Below are 17,185 nucleotides of genomic sequence, written 5' to 3'. Positions count from 1 at the left end.
ACATATCATCTATCAAAAGGAGAAAGACGATGAAAAAATTATTTATTTCACTAACAGTTCTGTTCGTCCTTGTTATGAGTGCTTGTAGCAACGGTTCAACAGACAAGAAGAACGACGCAAAAGGTAAGAAATCAGAAACAATTACATACCAATCTGAAAATGGTAAAGTAGAAGTTCCAGCAAATCCACAACGTGTTGTTGTCCTATCATCATTCGCTGGTAACGTAATGTCATTAGGGGTAAATCTTGTTGGGGTAGATTCATGGTCTAAACAAAACCCACGTTTCGATAGCAAACTGAAAAATGTCGCTGAAGTATCAGATGAAAATGTTGAAAAGATTGCAGAATTAAATCCAGATTTAATCATTGGTTTATCAAATATTAAAAATGTTGATAAGTTAAAGAAAATCGCTCCTACTGTAACATACACTTACGGAAAAGTTGATTACTTAACACAACACTTAGAAATCGGTAAATTATTAAATAAAGAAAAAGAAGCAAAAACTTGGGTTGATGATTTCAAGAAACGCGCACAAACAGCTGGAAAAGACATTAAAGCGAAGATTGGTGAAGATGCAACAGTTTCTGTTGTTGAAAACTTCAACAAACAGCTTTACGTATACGGCGAAAACTGGGGCCGTGGAACAGAAATTCTTTACCAAGAAATGAAATTAAAAATGCCTGAAAAAGTAAAAGAAAAAGCTTTAAAAGAAGGATACTACGCATTATCTACTGAGGTATTACCTGAGTTTGCTGGTGATTACTTAATCGTAAGTAAAAACAAAGATACTGATAACTCATTCCAAGAGACAGAATCATATAAAAACATTCCAGCAGTAAAAAATAATCGTGTATATGAAGCAAACATGATGGAATTCTATTTCAATGATCCACTTACATTAGATTTCCAACTAGACTTCTTCAAGAAGAGCTTTCTTGGTCAATAATACAAACATGAGGAATTCTTAATTTAAGAATTCCTCTTCCTTTATTCTATGAAAAGAAAAGATGTGAAACGAATGAAAAAAGAGCAAGACAACCTACGTTCCAACGCTTTTACATACAAATTAATTTTGAGTATCATTGCATTCTTTCTTATTTTTATGTTTGCAATGGTGTTAGGCGCTGCAGATACTTCTATAAAAGACGTATGGTTAGCACTTACTTCCTCTGCTAAAGGAGATAAGCTATCCATCCTTCGTGAAATACGTTTACCACGTGAAGTTGCTGCTATTTTTGTAGGAGCTGGACTCGCTGTTTCTGGTGCAATTATGCAAGGATTAACGCGAAACCCACTTGCCGATCCTGGATTACTTGGCCTAACTGGTGGCGCAAATGCTGCACTTGCACTAACACTTGCCTTCAATCCTTCTATAAGCTATCTTTACTTAACACTAGCTTGCTTTATCGGTGCTGCAATTGGCGCTATTATGGTATTTGGAATTGGCATGGTGAAAAAGGGCGGACTTTCCCCTCTTCGAATTGTATTAGCTGGTGCTGCTGTTTCAGCATTTCTACTTGCAATCTCAGAAGGTGTTGGCATTTACTTTAAAATTTCACAAGATGTATCAATGTGGACGGCTGGGGGCGTAATTGGAACGAGTTGGAGCCAATTAAAAATTATTATTCCGGTTATTTCAATAAGTATATTTATCGCTATCTTACTTGCAAAGAAATTAACAGTTCTTAGTTTCAGTGAAGAAGTTGCTGTTGGACTCGGTCAAAAGATTATCGTCATTAAAACAATTTTATTTATCATTATTATCTTGCTTGCAGGTGCTTCTGTAGCGCTTGTCGGAAACATGGCATTTATCGGCTTAATGATACCTCATATGGTTCGTCCAATCGTTGGACCAGATTACCGTTTTGTTATACCGATGTCAGCGATCGCTGGTGCTTCCTTTATGCTGCTCGCAGATACAATCGGACGCACAATTAACGCTCCGTATGAAACACCAGTTGCTGCAATCGTCGCAATTGTAGGATTACCATTCTTCCTATTTATTGTACGTAAAGGAGGAAGATCTTTCTCATGATGCAATCTATTCTAAAGAAACAACGCCTTATCATACTTGCATTACTCATACTTACCATCACAACAATTGTAATTGGAATGGGGCTCGGTTCTGCCGCTCTCTCCTATGACAGATTAATCCCAACACTTATGGGACAAGGTTCATTTAAAGAAGAATTCGTTTTATATTCTTTAAGGCTACCTAGAATCGTCATTACATTATTAGCTGGTATGGCACTCGCTTTATCAGGTGCTGTATTACAAGGTATTACCCGAAACGATTTAGCTGAACCTGGTATTCTCGGCATTAACGCTGGTGCTGGTGTTGCAGTTGCTTTTTTCTTTCTATACTTCCCGATAGACGTAGGTTCATTCCTTTACCTACTACCAGTCGTTGGATTTATCGGTGCGTTTCTAACAGCTGTTCTAATTTACGCATTTTCATATAGCAAATCCACAGGCCTTCAGCCAATAAGATTAACATTAACCGGCATCGGTTTTTCCTTTGCACTATCTGGCGCGATGATCGTACTTATTTCATCTGCAGATCGTATGAAAGTAGACTTTATCGCTAAATGGATTGCCGGAAACATTTGGGGAGATGACTGGACATTTGTTTTAGCAATGCTTCCTTGGCTAATCGTATTAATCCCATTTGTTTTCTATAAGGCAAATAGATTAAATATACTAGCATTAAACGAGCCAGTAGCAATCGGTGTTGGAATTGAAATTGAAAAAGAACGAAGATACTTATTAATCGCAGCCGTTGCACTTGCTGCCGCTGCTGTTTCCGTAACAGGAGGCATTAGCTTTATCGGACTTATGGCTCCTCACATCGCCAAATCTTTAGTAGGTCCAAGACATCAAATATTCATCCCTATCGCCGTTTTAATCGGCGGATGGTTATTACTACTAGCGGATACAATTGGACGAAATATCGTCGAACCTAGCGGTATTCCAGCTGGTATTGTCGTTGCTTTAATTGGTGCACCTTACTTTATGTATTTGTTGCTTAAGAAAGTGTAAGAAACACCCTCAAGATTTTTTCTTGAGGGTGTTTTCATTTCATTTTACTGCTGTCCATACCCTTCAAACTTCTTCGACAAATTCTCCATCTCGTCTTCTGGCAGTAATTTCGGTTCTCCGACACTTTTCGTTTGATAATAGATTTGAGCACAAAACTCAATTTCTTCTGCAATAGTAAACGCCATTTTTATATTATTCGCTCCGGCCATTAAACCATGGTTCGCAAGTAAAACTGCACGGCGATCAATCATGCCCTCGAAAGCTGCCTCTGCTAATTGCTTCGTACCAAATGTTTCATATGGTGCACAGCGTACATTCGGGCCTGCGAAAGCAATTAAATACGATACTGCAGGAAGTTCCCATCCTAATGATGCGATTGTCTTCGCATAAGGAGAATGTGTATGTACAAGCGCATTTATATCTTCACGATTTCTATAATAGATAAGGTGCATATCTAATTCGCTTGATGGTTTTCTCTCTCCTTCTATCACTTCACCATCTAAATTCAATATAACTACATCTTCAGGCGTCGTTTCATAATAATCTAGACCACTTGGGCTAATTGCAACAAGACCTTGTTCACGATTAAAAATACTAATATTACCGCCAGTCCCCTTTGTTAAACCACTAGAAATCATTTTCTTTCCGTACGCTACAACTTCTTCTCTTTCTTTTTGCAGTAACATATACATCCCCCTAGTAAGAAACTTATGATGACTATTTTTCTAAAAACTATCTACTTATTGAAATAGCTTTTTTAAATTCTCCATAAACGGTGCTCTCACAATTCCTTTTTCCGTAATAATCGCTGTTACATTTTCATATGGCGTGACATCAAATGCCGGATTGTATACTTTACTTTCTTGAGGAGCAGAGTATTGTCCGAAACGATTGATCACTTCAGAAGCATCCCTTTCTTCAATTGGAATTTCTTTTCCTGTCAGTGTTTTCAAATCAATTGTCGGCGTTGGTGCTGCTACATAAAACGGAATGTTATAATATTTAGCCAAAATCGAAACACCTAATGTTCCAATTTTATTTGCTACATCCCCGTTTGCTGCTACACGATCACATCCAACGATTACTGCATCGATTTTCCCTTGTGACATGACCATTGCCGCCATATTATCTGTAATGACCGTTACATCAATTCCCGCTCGCTGCAGTTCTAATGCCGTTAACGTTGAACCTTGTAATCTAGGGCGTGTTTCATCGGAATAGATTTTTAAGTCCCATCCTTTTTCTTTCGCTAAGTACATTGGAGCTGTCGCAGTTCCATACTTAGTCGTTGCTAACGCACCTGCATTACAATGCGTTAATACCCCCATGCCATCATGGAATAATGTTAATGCATGTTCTCCAATTTGACGGTTAATTTCTTCATCTTCTCTATGAATCTCTTTTGCTTCTTCTAATAATCTATCTTTCAACTGCGCAATTGATAAGTGAGCATTCTCTTTCGCGACACTTTCCATTCTTTCAAGCGCCCAAAATAAATTTACTGCCGTCGGTCTTGATGTCGCTAAGTATGCACATACCTTTTTTACTTCCGCTATGAATTCTTCCGCCGAACTTTCCGCAACTTCCTTTACTCCTAAATACACACCGTAGGCTGCTGAAACACCTATTGCCGGCGCTCCTCGTACTTTCATTACTTGAATCGCATCCCACACACCCTCAGCCGTTTTAAAAGATTCATAGACTACTTCGTTCGGTAATACCGTTTGATCCAATAACACTAAAGCATCATCTTTCCACTGAATTGGTATTAATTGCTCTGCCATCATCTTCTCCCCTTATTTCGCACTATGCATTGACTGTTTTTTTAACGTTTCTACAAAGCTGCTACCTGTTTTATATTGATTCGCTTGTAAAATAAACTTCTTCGCTGTCTGAAGACAAATTCGCTCCGCTCTAGCACGCGCCTCTTCATTCTCAATACAAGTCATATCCTTTACCTTCGCTAGACCAACAATACGACGAATTAACTCAAGACCCGTCACTGCAGCTGTATCCTCTAATACAGATTGTAAATAAACTCGGTTAAAGCCTTCTTCCTTCGCCATAATCTCTGTCACATGAATATCCCAAGCATCTAAAAACTTCTTCTTAAATAAATCAATTACATCTATCATGGTAGATTCTATCCAGTTCATATATGTATCTTTCTCAATACCAGATTGCATCACTGCATCTGCATTCACCCATGCAAACATTAAATTCGCCATTATATTCCCAACGTCATATCCCATAGGTCCATAAAAAGCAAATTCAGGATCAATAACCTTTGTAGAATCACTTTTTACAAAAACAGAACCAGTATGTAAATCACCGTGAAGTAGCGCTTGTGCATTCGTCATAAACGAAAACTTAAGTTTTGCTACTTCCATACGAAGCTCTTTATCACTATAAATATGCTCCCTAATCCATCCTTCATTTAATTGAAACAATTCGTTGCGTTTATTATGGTTTGTGAATGGCTCTGAATATACGAGGTCCTCTGTAATCTCACATAACTCAGGATTTATATAATTCTTCACGAGTTCCTTCTTCTCTTTATGATTCATTACAACATCTGATGTTAATAGAAGGGTATTTACCATAAAAGTAGTTAAATCATCAGCAAGCCTCGGAAACATTTGATGATTTATGAGTGCTGTACGCAATATTGTGTGATCTGATAAATCTTCCATCACGCAACAATTCATCACACTATCAAACAAATATACATTTGGCACGAGTCCAGATGCTAACTCTCCTTCTAATCGCAAAACATCTGATTCTATACGGATTCGATTCGTCGACAACTTAAACTCATCTGAAATACGCGCTGTATCCCCAGCTTGCTTTACAATGACAGAAATGTTCTTCTGTTCATCCCAAACGCGGAACACATAATTTAAATTACCATCACCTATTTCTTTACACTTTAGCCCCTTTGCATGCTCGAACTTAGGTAATTTCTCTTGCACATATGCAATCACATCTTTAGCTTCCATTAAAAAATACTTCGTGAACTTAGACATGGTTTCCCCTCCACACTAAATGTAAACGTTTTCTAAAAGCCGTAAAAAATAATAGACTGAAACTTTTTCAATCTATACTATATCTTCTCTATTGCAATACATATCTCGCTTTTATTATATCTTGTTAGAAATGAGCGTCAATGTTTCTATTTCTCATTGCAATATACTTCTTATTATATATATTTATGATGACAATAATTGTTCACAAAGATTCCGATACATTTTGTTTTATTTATTGCACAATTCTTTGTAAAATAGAAGTAAGCAGTTCCTTTTCAAATCCACAACTTCTAAGAAATATTTCCTTCCTAAGAATTTATACTTACACCATGTCTCTAACATACACACTACTCTTTCAAACACTCATTGAAAATTTATGACTTGAAAATTACCTTTTAATTCCCTAGCAGCCTTAATTGAGAATAAATATTAATTAAATTGGTATAAAGTTGGTTTATTCTCTTGACAAAATAACCACTTCTATATGATAATTAATATCGAATTAGAATTATTATAGTTAATTAAAAAATATATTTTATGAGCAAACTAATTTCCGATGCTCAAAACCAACCTTTAGGAGGAATTTTAATATGTTATTAATCGGCACAGAAGTAAAACCGTTTAAAGCTAATGCTTACCATAATGGAGAATTTATCCAAGTTACTGACGAAAGTTTAAAAGGAAAATGGAGCGTAGTTTGTTTCTATCCAGCAGACTTCACATTCGTTTGTCCAACTGAACTTGAAGACTTACAAAACCAATACGCAACTCTAAAAGACTTAGGCGTTGAAGTATACTCTGTATCTACAGACACTCACTTCACTCACAAAGCATGGCATGATAGCTCAGAAACTATCGGCAAAATCGAATACATTATGATTGGTGACCCAACTCGCACAATCACTACAAACTTCAACGTTTTAATGGAAGAAGAAGGTCTTGCTGCTCGTGGTACATTCATCATCGATCCAGACGGCGTTATCCAATCTATGGAAATCAATGCTGACGGTATCGGCCGTGACGCAAGCATCCTTGTTAACAAAATTAAAGCAGCTCAATACGTACGTAACAACCCAGGTGAAGTTTGCCCAGCTAAATGGCAAGAGGGTTCTGCAACACTTAAACCAAGCCTTGACCTTGTAGGCAAAATCTAAGGAGTTCGATCAAAATGATACTAGATGCAGATATAAAAACACAACTATCCCAATACCTTCAGTTAATGGAGAACGATATTTTACTTAAAGTAAGCGCAGGAGACGATAACGTATCTAAAGATATGTTATCTCTAGTAGATGAATTAGCTACTATGTCATCTAAGATTACAGTAGAAAAAGTTGAACTAGAGAGAACACCAAGCTTTAGCGTAAATCGCCCTGGTGAAGACACTGGTGTCGTATTCGCTGGTATTCCATTAGGACACGAATTTACTTCATTAGTGTTAGCTTTACTACAAGTTAGTGGACGTGCTCCAAAAGTTGAACAAAAATTAATCGATCAAATCAAAAACATTCAAGGCGAATATCATTTTGAATCTTATATCAGCCTAAGTTGTCATAACTGTCCTGATGTTGTACAAGCTCTTAACGTGATGAGCTTTCTAAACTCTGGTATTACACATACTATGATTGATGGCGCTGCATTTAAAGAGGAAGTAGAAAGTAAAGACATCATGGCAGTACCAACTGTTTACCTAAATGGCGAATCTTTCGGAAGCGGTCGTATGACACTTGAAGAAATTTTAGCTAAAATGGGTAACGGTCCAGATGCGTCAGAGCTTTCTGATAAAGATCCATACGATGTTCTTGTTGTTGGTGGCGGCCCAGCTGGTGCAAGTGCAGCAATTTATGCAGCACGTAAAGGCATCCGCACTGGTATCGTTGCTGAGCGCTTCGGTGGTCAAGTAATGGATACTATGGGTATTGAGAACTTCATCAGCGTAAAACGCACTGAAGGTCCTAAGCTAGTAGCAAGCCTTGAAGAGCACGTAAAAGAATACGACATCGATGTAATGAATCTACAACGTGCGAAACGTTTAGAGAAAAAAGAACTTATTGAAGTGGAACTTGAAAACGGCGCTATTCTGAAAAGTAAGAGCGTAATCGTTTCAACAGGTGCTCGCTGGCGTAATGTTGGCGTACCGGGTGAAGCTGAGTTCAAAAACAAAGGTGTAGCATACTGCCCACACTGTGACGGTCCATTATTCATCGGAAAAGATGTAGCAGTTATCGGCGGTGGTAACTCTGGTATTGAAGCAGCTATCGACTTAGCAGGTATTGTTAATCACGTAACTGTTCTTGAATTCATGCCAGAATTAAAAGCTGATGCTGTATTACAAGAACGTCTTAACAGCTTACCGAACGTAACTGTTCTGAAAAACGTTCAAACGAAAGAAATCACTGGTACTGATAAAGTAAACGGTATTTCTTACATCGATCGTGAAACTGAAGAAGTACACCATGTTGAATTACAAGGTGTATTCGTTCAAATCGGTCTTGTGCCAAACACAGACTGGTTAGGCGAAACAGTTGAACGCGTTCGCGGTGAAATCGTAACAGACAAGCACGGCGCTACAAACGTACCAGGAGTGTTTGGTGCAGGTGACTGTACAAATAATCCGTACAAACAAATCATCATCTCTATGGGGTCAGGTGCGAATGCAGCTTTAGGTGCATTTGATTACTTAATCCGTAACTAATTATATAGACGTGAGTTTTAAAAAAGCAGGTGCCAAGGCACCTGCTTTTTTATAATCCTAATGTATAAACTAAAAATCTCTCATTCCCATTCTTCTCATAAGCACCCGGCAATCTAACCTCTCTCTTCAATTCAAACGCAGTCTGGTTCTCTAAGAAGAAAATATAATCTTCAGAAGGATAGTATAAAATAATATCCACTTCCCTCTCTATTTCCTCTACCGAAAGCAAAATGTTATTCACTACGTTCATAAACACTTGTACAGAAAATGGATTGAAGAAATAAAACCGGTTATCACGTGGATCAATCTCATATTCCTGCGCTAAACAACATTCAAACCGAATTTTATCTTTACTGTTTCTCACTTTTCGCGCATAACGATCACGATTATCCATTGCTTCTTTATAAAACTCTTCATTCATTTCAATTCCAACCGCTAATGCATCGCACTTATGGTGCATGTAAAAATTCAATCTCCCTTTTCCGCACCCAAAGTCTACAATTCGATCGCTACTTGTTATTTCATATTGATTCAATAACTCATCTAATCCGCTATATGGCGTCGGTTCATAACGGTGATAATGCATAGACTTATTAAATCCTTTTTGCTCGCCGACAGTTTTTATATTTAATACAGCATCGTAATATTGTTCGTTCATTCGTTTGCTCCTATTAAGAAATATTACTATTATTATACACCACGTACTGAATGCTCATTTTTATCAAATTAATTGGTACGTGAAATTATATTATCGCGAAATCAAATATATCGACTTAACAACAAATTCCTACAAAAAAAACAGGAGCTTTCTAGCCCCTGTCTTCTAATACTTTCAATACAGTTTGTTTCAATATTTCTACTCCATCCATTATACAGCTATGATCAAACTTCATATACGGATGGTGTAATCCAGGTTGTAAGTTCGCCCCTAGTCCAAGCATGACAGCTTTTAAATGGGGTCTTTTCACTGTATAGTAATGGAAATCATCGCTTCCTGTCGTATACAGTGGTCCAGTACATCCCTCTTCCCCGTACACTTCAAGAATGCCTTTCCGCATGAAACGCTCAGCTTCTTCTGACACTTCAGCTCCTGGTGCGAGATCAATCCACTCATAAGAAAGTTTAGATCCCATTGATTCAGCTGACTGAATTACTTGCTCTATTCTTCGCTTCAATTCATCTAGTAATATGTTATTTTCTGCTCTTACATCTAAACTAAAATGCCCGTTACCTGGAATAATATTTAGATTATCACCACCAGCTTGGCATCTCGTCATCTTAACAGAATAAGACGTCTGCGGCGGTAACCATATATTTTTCAATCCAATATTGATCATCGAAATGACATCAATTGCATTTATACCTTGATGTGGGCGTGCACCGTGTGCATCATCTCCATGAATCATCCCTTCTAAAAATGCTGCAGCTCCGTGACGAATAGATGGGGCTGCTTGTTTCAAAGGCAGTTCTTCAATCGGCCTTAAATGAACACCAAATAAGAAATCAGCATCATCCACGGCGCCCTTCTCTACCATCTTTAAGGAACCATTTCCTTTTTCCTCTGCCGGCTGAAAAATAAATCTAACAGTACCACTATCCCATCTCATATTTTTCAATTGTAAAATAAGGCCCATCACAATTGTCATATGAGCATCGTGGCCGCACGAGTGATTCGCTTTAAATTCTCCGTCTACTTCTTGCCATAGTGCATCCATATCAGCACGAATCGCGATAACTGGATTCCCTCTTCCGATTTCAGCAATCACGCCAGGGCAATCATCAAATATTTTATATGAAATTCCTTCTTCTTTTAGAAAGTTAGTAATATAAGCTGTCGTTTCATATTCCTTCCAGCTTACTTCAGGGTTTTCATGTAAATGCTGAAAAATTTCAGTTAAACGCTCTTGTAGTTCTAATGTTTTCAAAGCTTCATTCTCCTTCCCCTAATTACAAACCATTCAGATTAATTATACTTATGAAAAACAGATGTTTTTATGAACATATTGAATTTTAAGAAAAAAGTCAATTTTTTATTTTTTAATACCATTAATACCCGATTTCAACTCATCTTATAAAGATATCCATACAAATAGAAGATTCGATATTTTCTGTTTATATATTGACGCTTATATCTATTTTTAGTTATTATAACTTAATAACGTCTATTTTGCGACAATTCTAAAAATACAAACATACATAATGAGGAGGCAGTTTATGAAAAGAGAAATACCTTTTGGCATAGCAATAATCCCTATTATCATTACAGTTGCAGTTATGATGGTTACAATTGTTGTATTAGAACAAAGCCCTCACGTCCCACTTATTATTGGTACAACCGTTGCTTCGATCGTCGCTTGGCGATACGGTTACAAATGGAATGACATTGAAGAATCGATGTATAAAGGAATTCGCCTTGCATTACCCGCTATCGTTATCATTATTCTTGTAGGTTTAACGATCGGTGCTTGGATTGGCGGCGGAATCGTCGCTACTATGATTTATTACGGCTTAAAACTTTTAACTCCATCACTATTTTTAGTTTCAATTACAATTATTTGTTCTATCGTTGCATTAGCAATCGGTAGCTCTTGGTCTACAATGGGAACAATCGGTGTTGCTGGAATGGGAATTGGCCTAAGTATGGGAATCCCAGCTCCAATGGTTGCCGGTGCTATAATTTCCGGTTCTTATTTTGGCGATAAAATGTCACCGCTTTCAGACACGACAAACTTAGCCGCAGGATTAACAAATACAGATTTATTCACACATATTCGTCACATGTTATTTACTACAATTCCAGGTTTAATTATTACTCTTATCGTTTATGCGTTCTTAGGAAGAAGCTTTGGCGATAACAATATTGATTCAAAAAGCATCGATCAAACGTTACAAGTATTGCAACAAAACTTTGTTATCTCACCTTTCCTATTAATTATACCAGTAGTTGTTATGGTATTGGTCGCTAAAAAAGTCCCTGCTATACCAGCTATTCTCGTAGGTGTTATTTTAGGATTCTTATCACAAGTCTTTATTCAAGGTGGCTCTGTCTCATCAGCTGTCGGTGCACTCCAAAGTGGATTTGTCATAGACACTGGAAACAAGTTAGTAGATGAACTATTTAACCGTGGTGGCTTAAGCTCTATGATGAATACAGTTTCTATGACAATTGTCGCTATGACTTTCGGCGGAGTACTAGAACATACTGGCATTCTTCGCTCAATTGTAAATCAAATTTTAAAATTAGCGACATCATCAAAAGGACTTATCGCTTCTACCATCGCATCTTGCTTTGCAACGAATCTTACTTGCTCTGAACAATATATTTCGATTGTTGTTCCTTCAAGAATGTATGCAAATGCGTACACAGAAAAAGGACTACATTCTAAAAATTTATCCAGAGCATTAGAAGATGGCGGAACATTAACTTCTGTTTTCGTACCTTGGAATACATGTGGTGTATTTATACTCGCAACACTTGGAGTCGGTGCATTCGAATATGCTCCTTATGCTATATTGAATTTCATCGTACCTATTATCTCAATCATTTATGGTATAACTGGCTTCACAATTACGAAGCTATCTGATATTGAAAAAGCAGACCTACTGAAAAAACAAAAAGCACAACTAGAAGCTTAAAATTTTTGAAACGAATACAACGGTAAATTCAGCTCATATATTGCACGAGGGCGCCCTTGTTGATAGGGCATTTCCTCGCCGCAAATATTGGCATATCTGTAATCAACTAATTTCTTTAACAGCCTTTCCGTCGATCGCCGAGTCACTTGTAAGTACTCAGAAAGATCCGCCGCTGTAAATTTCAATGATGGATGCGATTGACTAAACTGAATAATTTTTGACAAGTTTGCAGGACTAAGCTTCGTTTCCTTCGCTATTTTCATTAATTCAGGATTATCGTTTTTTAAACTTTGTACTCTCTGTTCTTTCGGGAACGGACCAAATAATTCTTTATCACTTGTTAGTATATAAAAGCAGCTTTCTATCGGATTATTCTTTGCGAAACCTCGAGCGATTTTTGCATTTTGTTCCGCTTCATTTACTGTTTTTCCGTAACCAAATCCAATAGATACTGCGCCTTCTATATTCATAAATAAACGATCTATCGTATTTGTTTTTATACTCAATTCAATATCACCACGAGTTGTATACAAAATAAAAGTCATTTCATCAACTTGTTTAAATGAACCACGTAATTCTTTTGAAATTACATTTAATTGTTCAAGCGAGCTTTCTTGTAACTCTATAAAGGATATAATACAAGCACCAACAGTAGCTGAATGGCTTTTTGCTAACTCAGCTTTTATTTTTGCATCTTTTAATCCATGTATAATTGATTGCGTTGGATCTATCATACGCTCTGAAGGAATACCTATTTTTTGAAGTTCATCGTAGACAGCGTGAATACTAGTTAAAGCTAAATCAGCCTCTCCTGATTGATATTTAGCTAAATGAAAATCAATGATTCTCTTAATTTCATCATTACTCCATAACACATTTTCATAATCCATCACTTGCGGAGTTTCTTTCAGACCGATATCATGGAACACATTTTTAATAAACGAACGATCTACTAAATCAATTGAAATTTTATGAGGTTGAATACTTTGATGATATATTATAGAAAGAAGTGAAGAAGCGACAGTTGTCTCGTCTTGCTGTAAGTACGTACTTGGAATTGGTAATTGTTCTCTTATTTCTTTTGCCATATAATAAGGTAGGGCACCCGAGAAAAAAATAACATCACAAGGTTTTAAACGCTTTAATAGTTCAGAAGATTCTGCCGGGTGAAGGTAAATATATGGATCAATCTCTATCTCTTCTAGTTTATGAGCAATAGGTAAAAGATTCTCCATAAACTCTTTTGAACCGACAACTGCAATTTTTATCATCATTTTCTCTAACTCCTTATCATTAATTAACGACTATTTAACGTCAACTATATCAAATGTACAAAACCATTGTAAACAGGAAGGGGTCTTTATTCAATGAAAATTACAGCTATTCACCTTTACGCAATTCGTTTACCGCTTCGCGATCCGTTTGTTATTAGTTATGGTTCTTATTCTGATATGCCTTCTATTATCGTCAAAATGGAAACAGATGAAGGCATTATCGGTTACGGTGAAGGCGTTGCTGATGATCACGTTACAGGTGAATCATGGGAAAGTACTTTCCATGTTTTAAAACATACACTAGCTCCTGCTCTAATTGGGAAAAATCCAATGAATATCGAAAAAATACACGATATGATGGACAATACAATTTACGGTATTCCTACTGCGAAAGCTGCGATTGATATCGCTTGTTTTGATATACTGGGTAAAAAACTAAATCAACCTGTATATCAATTAATTGGAGGACGCTACCATGAAGCATTTCCTGTCACTCACGTCTTAAGTATCGCCGATCCAGAAAATATGGCTGAAGAAGCAGCTTCCATGATTAAGAAAGGTTACCAATCTTTCAAAATGAAAGTCGGCACGAATGTAAAAGAAGATGTAAAACGAATTGAAGCTGTACGTGAACGTGTAGGAAATGATATCGCGATTCGTGTTGATGTAAACCAAGGCTGGAAAAATAGCGCAAACACATTAACAGCACTTCGTTCATTAGGACATTTAAACATCGACTGGATTGAACAACCTGTTGTAGCGGATGATATTGACGCAATGGCTCATATTCGTTCGAAAACAGATCTTCCGCTTATGATTGATGAAGGACTAAAAGGCTCTCGTGAAATGCGCCAAATTATTAAATTAGACGCAGCTGATAAAGTGAATATAAAACTAATGAAATGCGGCGGCATATATCCAGCTGTAAAACTCGCTCATCAAGCTGAAATGGCAGGCATTGAATGCCAAGTTGGATCCATGGTCGAATCATCTGTTGCCTCTTCCGCAGGATTCCATGTCGCTTTCTCAAAAAAAATCATTACTAGCGTCGAGCTAACAGGACCATTAAAATTCACGAAAGACATCGGAAACTTACATTACGACGTACCATTTATTCGCTTAAACGAAAAGCCGGGACTCGGCATTGAAATAAACGAAAATACATTACAAGAATTAACCGTCTTTCAAGACGTTGTACGCTAAAGGAGGACTAACACATGACGATTCTTTACGAAGGAAAATTAAAACAAAACAACGATTCATTTCACGTTACATTACTATCTTTAGAACATATGGAACAAATTTTATCATTACAAAACGTTATAGTTGAAGCGCTAGAAGATAAAGGTCGTTTACAACCACTCTCGCTAGAAGAATTTCAATACATTCTAGAAGGAAACGGCATGATGATCGGGGCGTTTATACAAAACGAGCTCATCGCATTTCGTGCCCTACTAGTCCCTCCTATCGACGATGAACATTTAGGGCTTGATATTGGTCTACCAGAAAGTCAGCTACACCGCGTCATCTATCAAGAAATCTCAAACGTTCATCCAAACTGTCGAGGAAATGGCATGCAAAAAATATTAGCCACAGTCATCATGGATGAATTACAAAAAGAAGACAGCCAGTACGACTATGTTTGTTGCACCGTTGCACCTTTTAACATTCCGAGTTTAAAAGATAAATTTGCGCAAGGGATGGAAATTGCTGCACTGAAGGAGAAGTATAGTGGTAGTATGCGGTATGTTTTTGTGAAGGAATTGCTTGGGGATAAGGAAAGAGATTGGTCGGATGTTAAGAGCGTTCCGATGAGTGATGCTGGTGGACAGCAGGCGTTGCTTTCGGAGGGGTATCGTGGGTATGCGATGGAGAGAATAGACGATACTTTCACTGCGAAGTTTGGACGATAATCTATGTACAAAGAGAACCCTAATTCATTAGGGTTCTACTTTATTTCATTCCACAATCTAAAGTAATAACTAAACCGTCATCTTCCAACTAGATAACGCTAACCAGTTTTCCATTTCCTTATAATCAGGCATTATCTTCCCGACAAGACGCCAAAAAGAGCGATCATGATTTAAATGAACCATATGACACATTTCATGAACAACTACATAATCAATTACCCTCTGAGGTGCCATTGCTAGCTTCCAATTAAACGTTAACTGTAGATTTGAATCACAAGTTCCCCACGTACGACTACTATCTGTAATACGAATAGAACGTGGTTTTGTTTTAAAATTACTTTGATGCGCTTTAATACTCTTCTCTACTAATGCCTTGCACTGCTTATAGTAAAATCGTTTTAAAGCCTGCTGGATTTTCTCATCCTTAAGCTCATTCACATAAATGTGTAGCTTATCCCCTTCAAAAACTGCATTGTCTTGCGTAATACTTGCATCTTGAGAAATCTGTATCGGATACGTATTCCCTAAATACAGAAAGCCCTCGCCTTGATCATAATCCTTTTCCTTTGGACCAAGCGCTCGCTCCTGCATTTCCTTACGTGTTTTCTGAATCCAATCCCATTTCTCCTCTAGCAGCTGGACTAAGTATTCAACAGGTGTTCCCTTTGGAGCTTGCACTTCCACATTTCCGTACGAATCTACAAAAAGACGCACCGACTTTTTCTTCTTATAAGTTATATGAAAATTAATTGTCTCACCTAAATATGTATGTACCATTTCATCACCTAGTGTATTATTTTACAAATAAAAAAGAATAGGACACAAACGCCCTACTCTATCTATTATATCATTTACTGCTTTAACAAACTTATTATCCTCTATACTTTACAGCCAATCCCTTAATGAAATTCCTTGCGTATCTATCGCCGCACTCTTTGTAATGCTTATGGCCTTTCTTTCTTAATAAAGCGCCTAACTCTCCTTTTGTTACGATGACGCCTACGCTGTCTAATATATCAAGCACATCTTCACTCGTTAAAGATAGTGCTATTTTCATTTTCTTTAAAAGAAGGTTATTGGCACTCTCCTTGCTCTGTACAGGTGCCGGTTGCCCTGGTTTCGGATCTTGCTTCCCTCTTTTTAAAGTAATAAATCCATTTAAAAATGCCTCTAGCATCATCATGTCGCATGTTAATACGTACTCATCTTCGATTACATCATCATTTTCAGCTTCATGTTGTGGACTTCTCTTTACTTTTGTAAGCATATCAAGTACGTCCTCTTTCGTTACTTCCATCCCGCCAAGTTCAAAGATTTCTACCATATCTATATCTCTTATATCTAAAGCGTATCTTACTCTTTTTAATATATCGTTGTTGCTCATTGCCATTGTATTTCCTCCTGAAATGTTGATTATAGTAATGCTTTTAGCATGTATAAATTAATATCGTTAAGTTATTACTTTAACATTTTAGAGGTAGGTTTTGTAGTCTTAGGTGGATTAATGCTTTTGGGGATGATTTTAAAACAGCAAAAAAGGATGGGATAATCGCGCAAAATTACGGATGGGGATTTACTATTAATTAACACACTTAAAAATG

General features: G+C 37.1%; 16 protein-coding genes. 8 read left to right on the top strand and 8 right to left on the bottom strand.

What is annotated here, in order from left to right; all coding sequences use genetic code 11:
• Positions 1 to 29 precede the first annotated feature (29 nt).
• Genes DN408_RS24025 through DN408_RS24015 form a run of 3 tightly spaced genes read left to right on the top strand, consistent with a single transcriptional unit; the run spans position 30 to position 3,040 of the window.
• Positions 30 to 947 (top strand): iron-hydroxamate ABC transporter substrate-binding protein, encoded by a 918-nt coding sequence (locus tag DN408_RS24025; protein WP_000732562.1) that lies wholly within the window; start codon positions 30 to 32, stop codon positions 945 to 947.
• Positions 948 to 995: 48 nt separating this feature from the next.
• Complete coding sequence (locus tag DN408_RS24020) at positions 996 to 2,036, top strand: FecCD family ABC transporter permease (protein ID WP_002029518.1); 1,041 nt, start codon at positions 996 to 998, stop codon at positions 2,034 to 2,036.
• Positions 2,033 to 3,040, top strand: coding sequence for a FecCD family ABC transporter permease (locus DN408_RS24015; protein WP_078178039.1), 1,008 nt, complete (start codon positions 2,033 to 2,035; stop codon positions 3,038 to 3,040). The genes DN408_RS24020 and DN408_RS24015 overlap by 4 nt, the downstream gene beginning before the upstream one ends.
• Before the next feature lie 44 nt (positions 3,041 to 3,084).
• Here DN408_RS24015 and DN408_RS24010 read toward each other — a convergent pair whose 3' ends face one another.
• The 3 genes from DN408_RS24010 to mtnK are packed head-to-tail and all read right to left on the bottom strand — an operon-like array spanning position 3,085 to position 6,066.
• The gene (locus DN408_RS24010; protein ID WP_002010177.1) at positions 3,085 to 3,726 is read right to left on the bottom strand and encodes an L-fuculose-phosphate aldolase; all 642 of its coding nucleotides are present in this window, start codon (positions 3,724 to 3,726) and stop codon (positions 3,085 to 3,087) included.
• Between the two features lie 54 nt (positions 3,727 to 3,780).
• On the bottom strand, positions 3,781 to 4,824 hold the full coding sequence (mtnA, locus tag DN408_RS24005) for an S-methyl-5-thioribose-1-phosphate isomerase (protein WP_002124936.1): 1,044 nt from the start codon (positions 4,822 to 4,824) through the stop codon (positions 3,781 to 3,783).
• A gap of 12 nt (positions 4,825 to 4,836) precedes the next feature.
• Positions 4,837 to 6,066: an S-methyl-5-thioribose kinase gene (mtnK, locus tag DN408_RS24000; RefSeq protein WP_002124934.1), complete on the bottom strand. Its 1,230-nt coding sequence runs from the start codon at positions 6,064 to 6,066 to the stop codon at positions 4,837 to 4,839.
• Between the two features lie 590 nt (positions 6,067 to 6,656).
• Between mtnK and ahpC the strand changes: the two genes are divergently transcribed.
• Positions 6,657 to 7,220, top strand: a complete 564-nt coding sequence (ahpC, locus tag DN408_RS23995; protein WP_000924420.1) for an alkyl hydroperoxide reductase subunit C — start codon at positions 6,657 to 6,659, stop codon at positions 7,218 to 7,220.
• A gap of 14 nt (positions 7,221 to 7,234) precedes the next feature.
• Positions 7,235 to 8,761: an alkyl hydroperoxide reductase subunit F gene (gene ahpF / locus DN408_RS23990; RefSeq protein WP_078178038.1), complete on the top strand. Its 1,527-nt coding sequence runs from the start codon at positions 7,235 to 7,237 to the stop codon at positions 8,759 to 8,761.
• 49 nt (positions 8,762 to 8,810) lie between these two features.
• Here ahpF and DN408_RS23985 read toward each other — a convergent pair whose 3' ends face one another.
• On the bottom strand, positions 8,811 to 9,419 hold the full coding sequence (locus tag DN408_RS23985; protein ID WP_002169275.1) for an SAM-dependent methyltransferase: 609 nt from the start codon (positions 9,417 to 9,419) through the stop codon (positions 8,811 to 8,813).
• Positions 9,420 to 9,570: 151 nt separating this feature from the next.
• Positions 9,571 to 10,686 (bottom strand): M20 peptidase aminoacylase family protein, encoded by a 1,116-nt coding sequence (locus DN408_RS23980; protein ID WP_003187097.1) that lies wholly within the window; start codon positions 10,684 to 10,686, stop codon positions 9,571 to 9,573.
• Positions 10,687 to 10,975: 289 nt separating this feature from the next.
• Between DN408_RS23980 and nhaC the strand changes: the two genes are divergently transcribed.
• Positions 10,976 to 12,397 carry a Na+/H+ antiporter NhaC gene (nhaC, locus tag DN408_RS23975; protein ID WP_002151541.1) on the top strand — a complete coding sequence of 474 codons (1,422 nt, stop codon included), beginning with the start codon at positions 10,976 to 10,978 and terminating at the stop codon, positions 12,395 to 12,397.
• Here nhaC and DN408_RS23970 read toward each other — a convergent pair.
• Positions 12,394 to 13,671, bottom strand: a complete 1,278-nt coding sequence (locus DN408_RS23970; protein WP_078178037.1) for a transcriptional regulator — start codon at positions 13,669 to 13,671, stop codon at positions 12,394 to 12,396. The two genes, nhaC and DN408_RS23970, sit on opposite strands and share 4 nt — an antisense overlap.
• Positions 13,672 to 13,764: 93 nt before the next feature.
• On the opposite strand from DN408_RS23970, the gene DN408_RS23965 reads away from it, so the two are divergent.
• Entirely contained in the window at positions 13,765 to 14,874 is a 1,110-nt protein-coding gene (locus DN408_RS23965; protein WP_078178036.1) for a mandelate racemase/muconate lactonizing enzyme family protein, read from the top strand.
• A gap of 14 nt (positions 14,875 to 14,888) precedes the next feature.
• On the top strand, positions 14,889 to 15,584 hold the full coding sequence (locus tag DN408_RS23960) for an N-acetyltransferase (RefSeq protein WP_078178035.1): 696 nt from the start codon (positions 14,889 to 14,891) through the stop codon (positions 15,582 to 15,584).
• A 69-nt stretch (positions 15,585 to 15,653) separates the two neighbouring features.
• On the opposite strand, the gene DN408_RS23955 is transcribed toward DN408_RS23960, so the two are convergent.
• Positions 15,654 to 16,361, bottom strand: coding sequence for a M48 family metallopeptidase (locus DN408_RS23955; protein ID WP_078178034.1), 708 nt, complete (start codon positions 16,359 to 16,361; stop codon positions 15,654 to 15,656).
• A 94-nt stretch (positions 16,362 to 16,455) separates the two neighbouring features.
• Entirely contained in the window at positions 16,456 to 16,974 is a 519-nt protein-coding gene (locus DN408_RS23950) for a YehS family protein (RefSeq protein WP_003187106.1), read from the bottom strand.
• Positions 16,975 to 17,185: the final 211 nt, after the last annotated feature.

The organism is Bacillus sp. AR13-1 (genome assembly GCF_008042285.1).
In the GTDB taxonomy this organism is placed as follows: Bacteria; Bacillota; Bacilli; order Bacillales; family Bacillaceae_G; genus Bacillus_A; species Bacillus_A mycoides.
This window is presented reverse-complemented; position numbering and strand designations above follow the sequence as displayed.

Coding starts and splice junctions, on each gene's coding strand:
- DN408_RS23985 (WP_002169275.1), bottom strand. CDS start 9,419: ATGAACGAACAATATTACGATGCTGTATTAAATATAAAAACTGTCGGC.
- DN408_RS24015 (WP_078178039.1), top strand. CDS start 2,033: ATGATGCAATCTATTCTAAAGAAACAACGCCTTATCATACTTGCATTA.
- DN408_RS24010 (WP_002010177.1), bottom strand. CDS start 3,726: ATGTTACTGCAAAAAGAAAGAGAAGAAGTTGTAGCGTACGGAAAGAAA.
- DN408_RS23955 (WP_078178034.1), bottom strand. CDS start 16,361: ATGGTACATACATATTTAGGTGAGACAATTAATTTTCATATAACTTAT.
- ahpF (WP_078178038.1), top strand. CDS start 7,235: ATGATACTAGATGCAGATATAAAAACACAACTATCCCAATACCTTCAG.
- mtnA (WP_002124936.1), bottom strand. CDS start 4,824: ATGGCAGAGCAATTAATACCAATTCAGTGGAAAGATGATGCTTTAGTG.
- nhaC (WP_002151541.1), top strand. CDS start 10,976: ATGAAAAGAGAAATACCTTTTGGCATAGCAATAATCCCTATTATCATT.
- mtnK (WP_002124934.1), bottom strand. CDS start 6,066: ATGTCTAAGTTCACGAAGTATTTTTTAATGGAAGCTAAAGATGTGATT.
- ahpC (WP_000924420.1), top strand. CDS start 6,657: ATGTTATTAATCGGCACAGAAGTAAAACCGTTTAAAGCTAATGCTTAC.
- DN408_RS23970 (WP_078178037.1), bottom strand. CDS start 13,671: ATGATGATAAAAATTGCAGTTGTCGGTTCAAAAGAGTTTATGGAGAAT.
- DN408_RS23960 (WP_078178035.1), top strand. CDS start 14,889: ATGACGATTCTTTACGAAGGAAAATTAAAACAAAACAACGATTCATTT.
- DN408_RS23965 (WP_078178036.1), top strand. CDS start 13,765: ATGAAAATTACAGCTATTCACCTTTACGCAATTCGTTTACCGCTTCGC.
- DN408_RS24020 (WP_002029518.1), top strand. CDS start 996: ATGAAAAGAAAAGATGTGAAACGAATGAAAAAAGAGCAAGACAACCTA.
- DN408_RS23950 (WP_003187106.1), bottom strand. CDS start 16,974: ATGGCAATGAGCAACAACGATATATTAAAAAGAGTAAGATACGCTTTA.
- DN408_RS24025 (WP_000732562.1), top strand. CDS start 30: ATGAAAAAATTATTTATTTCACTAACAGTTCTGTTCGTCCTTGTTATG.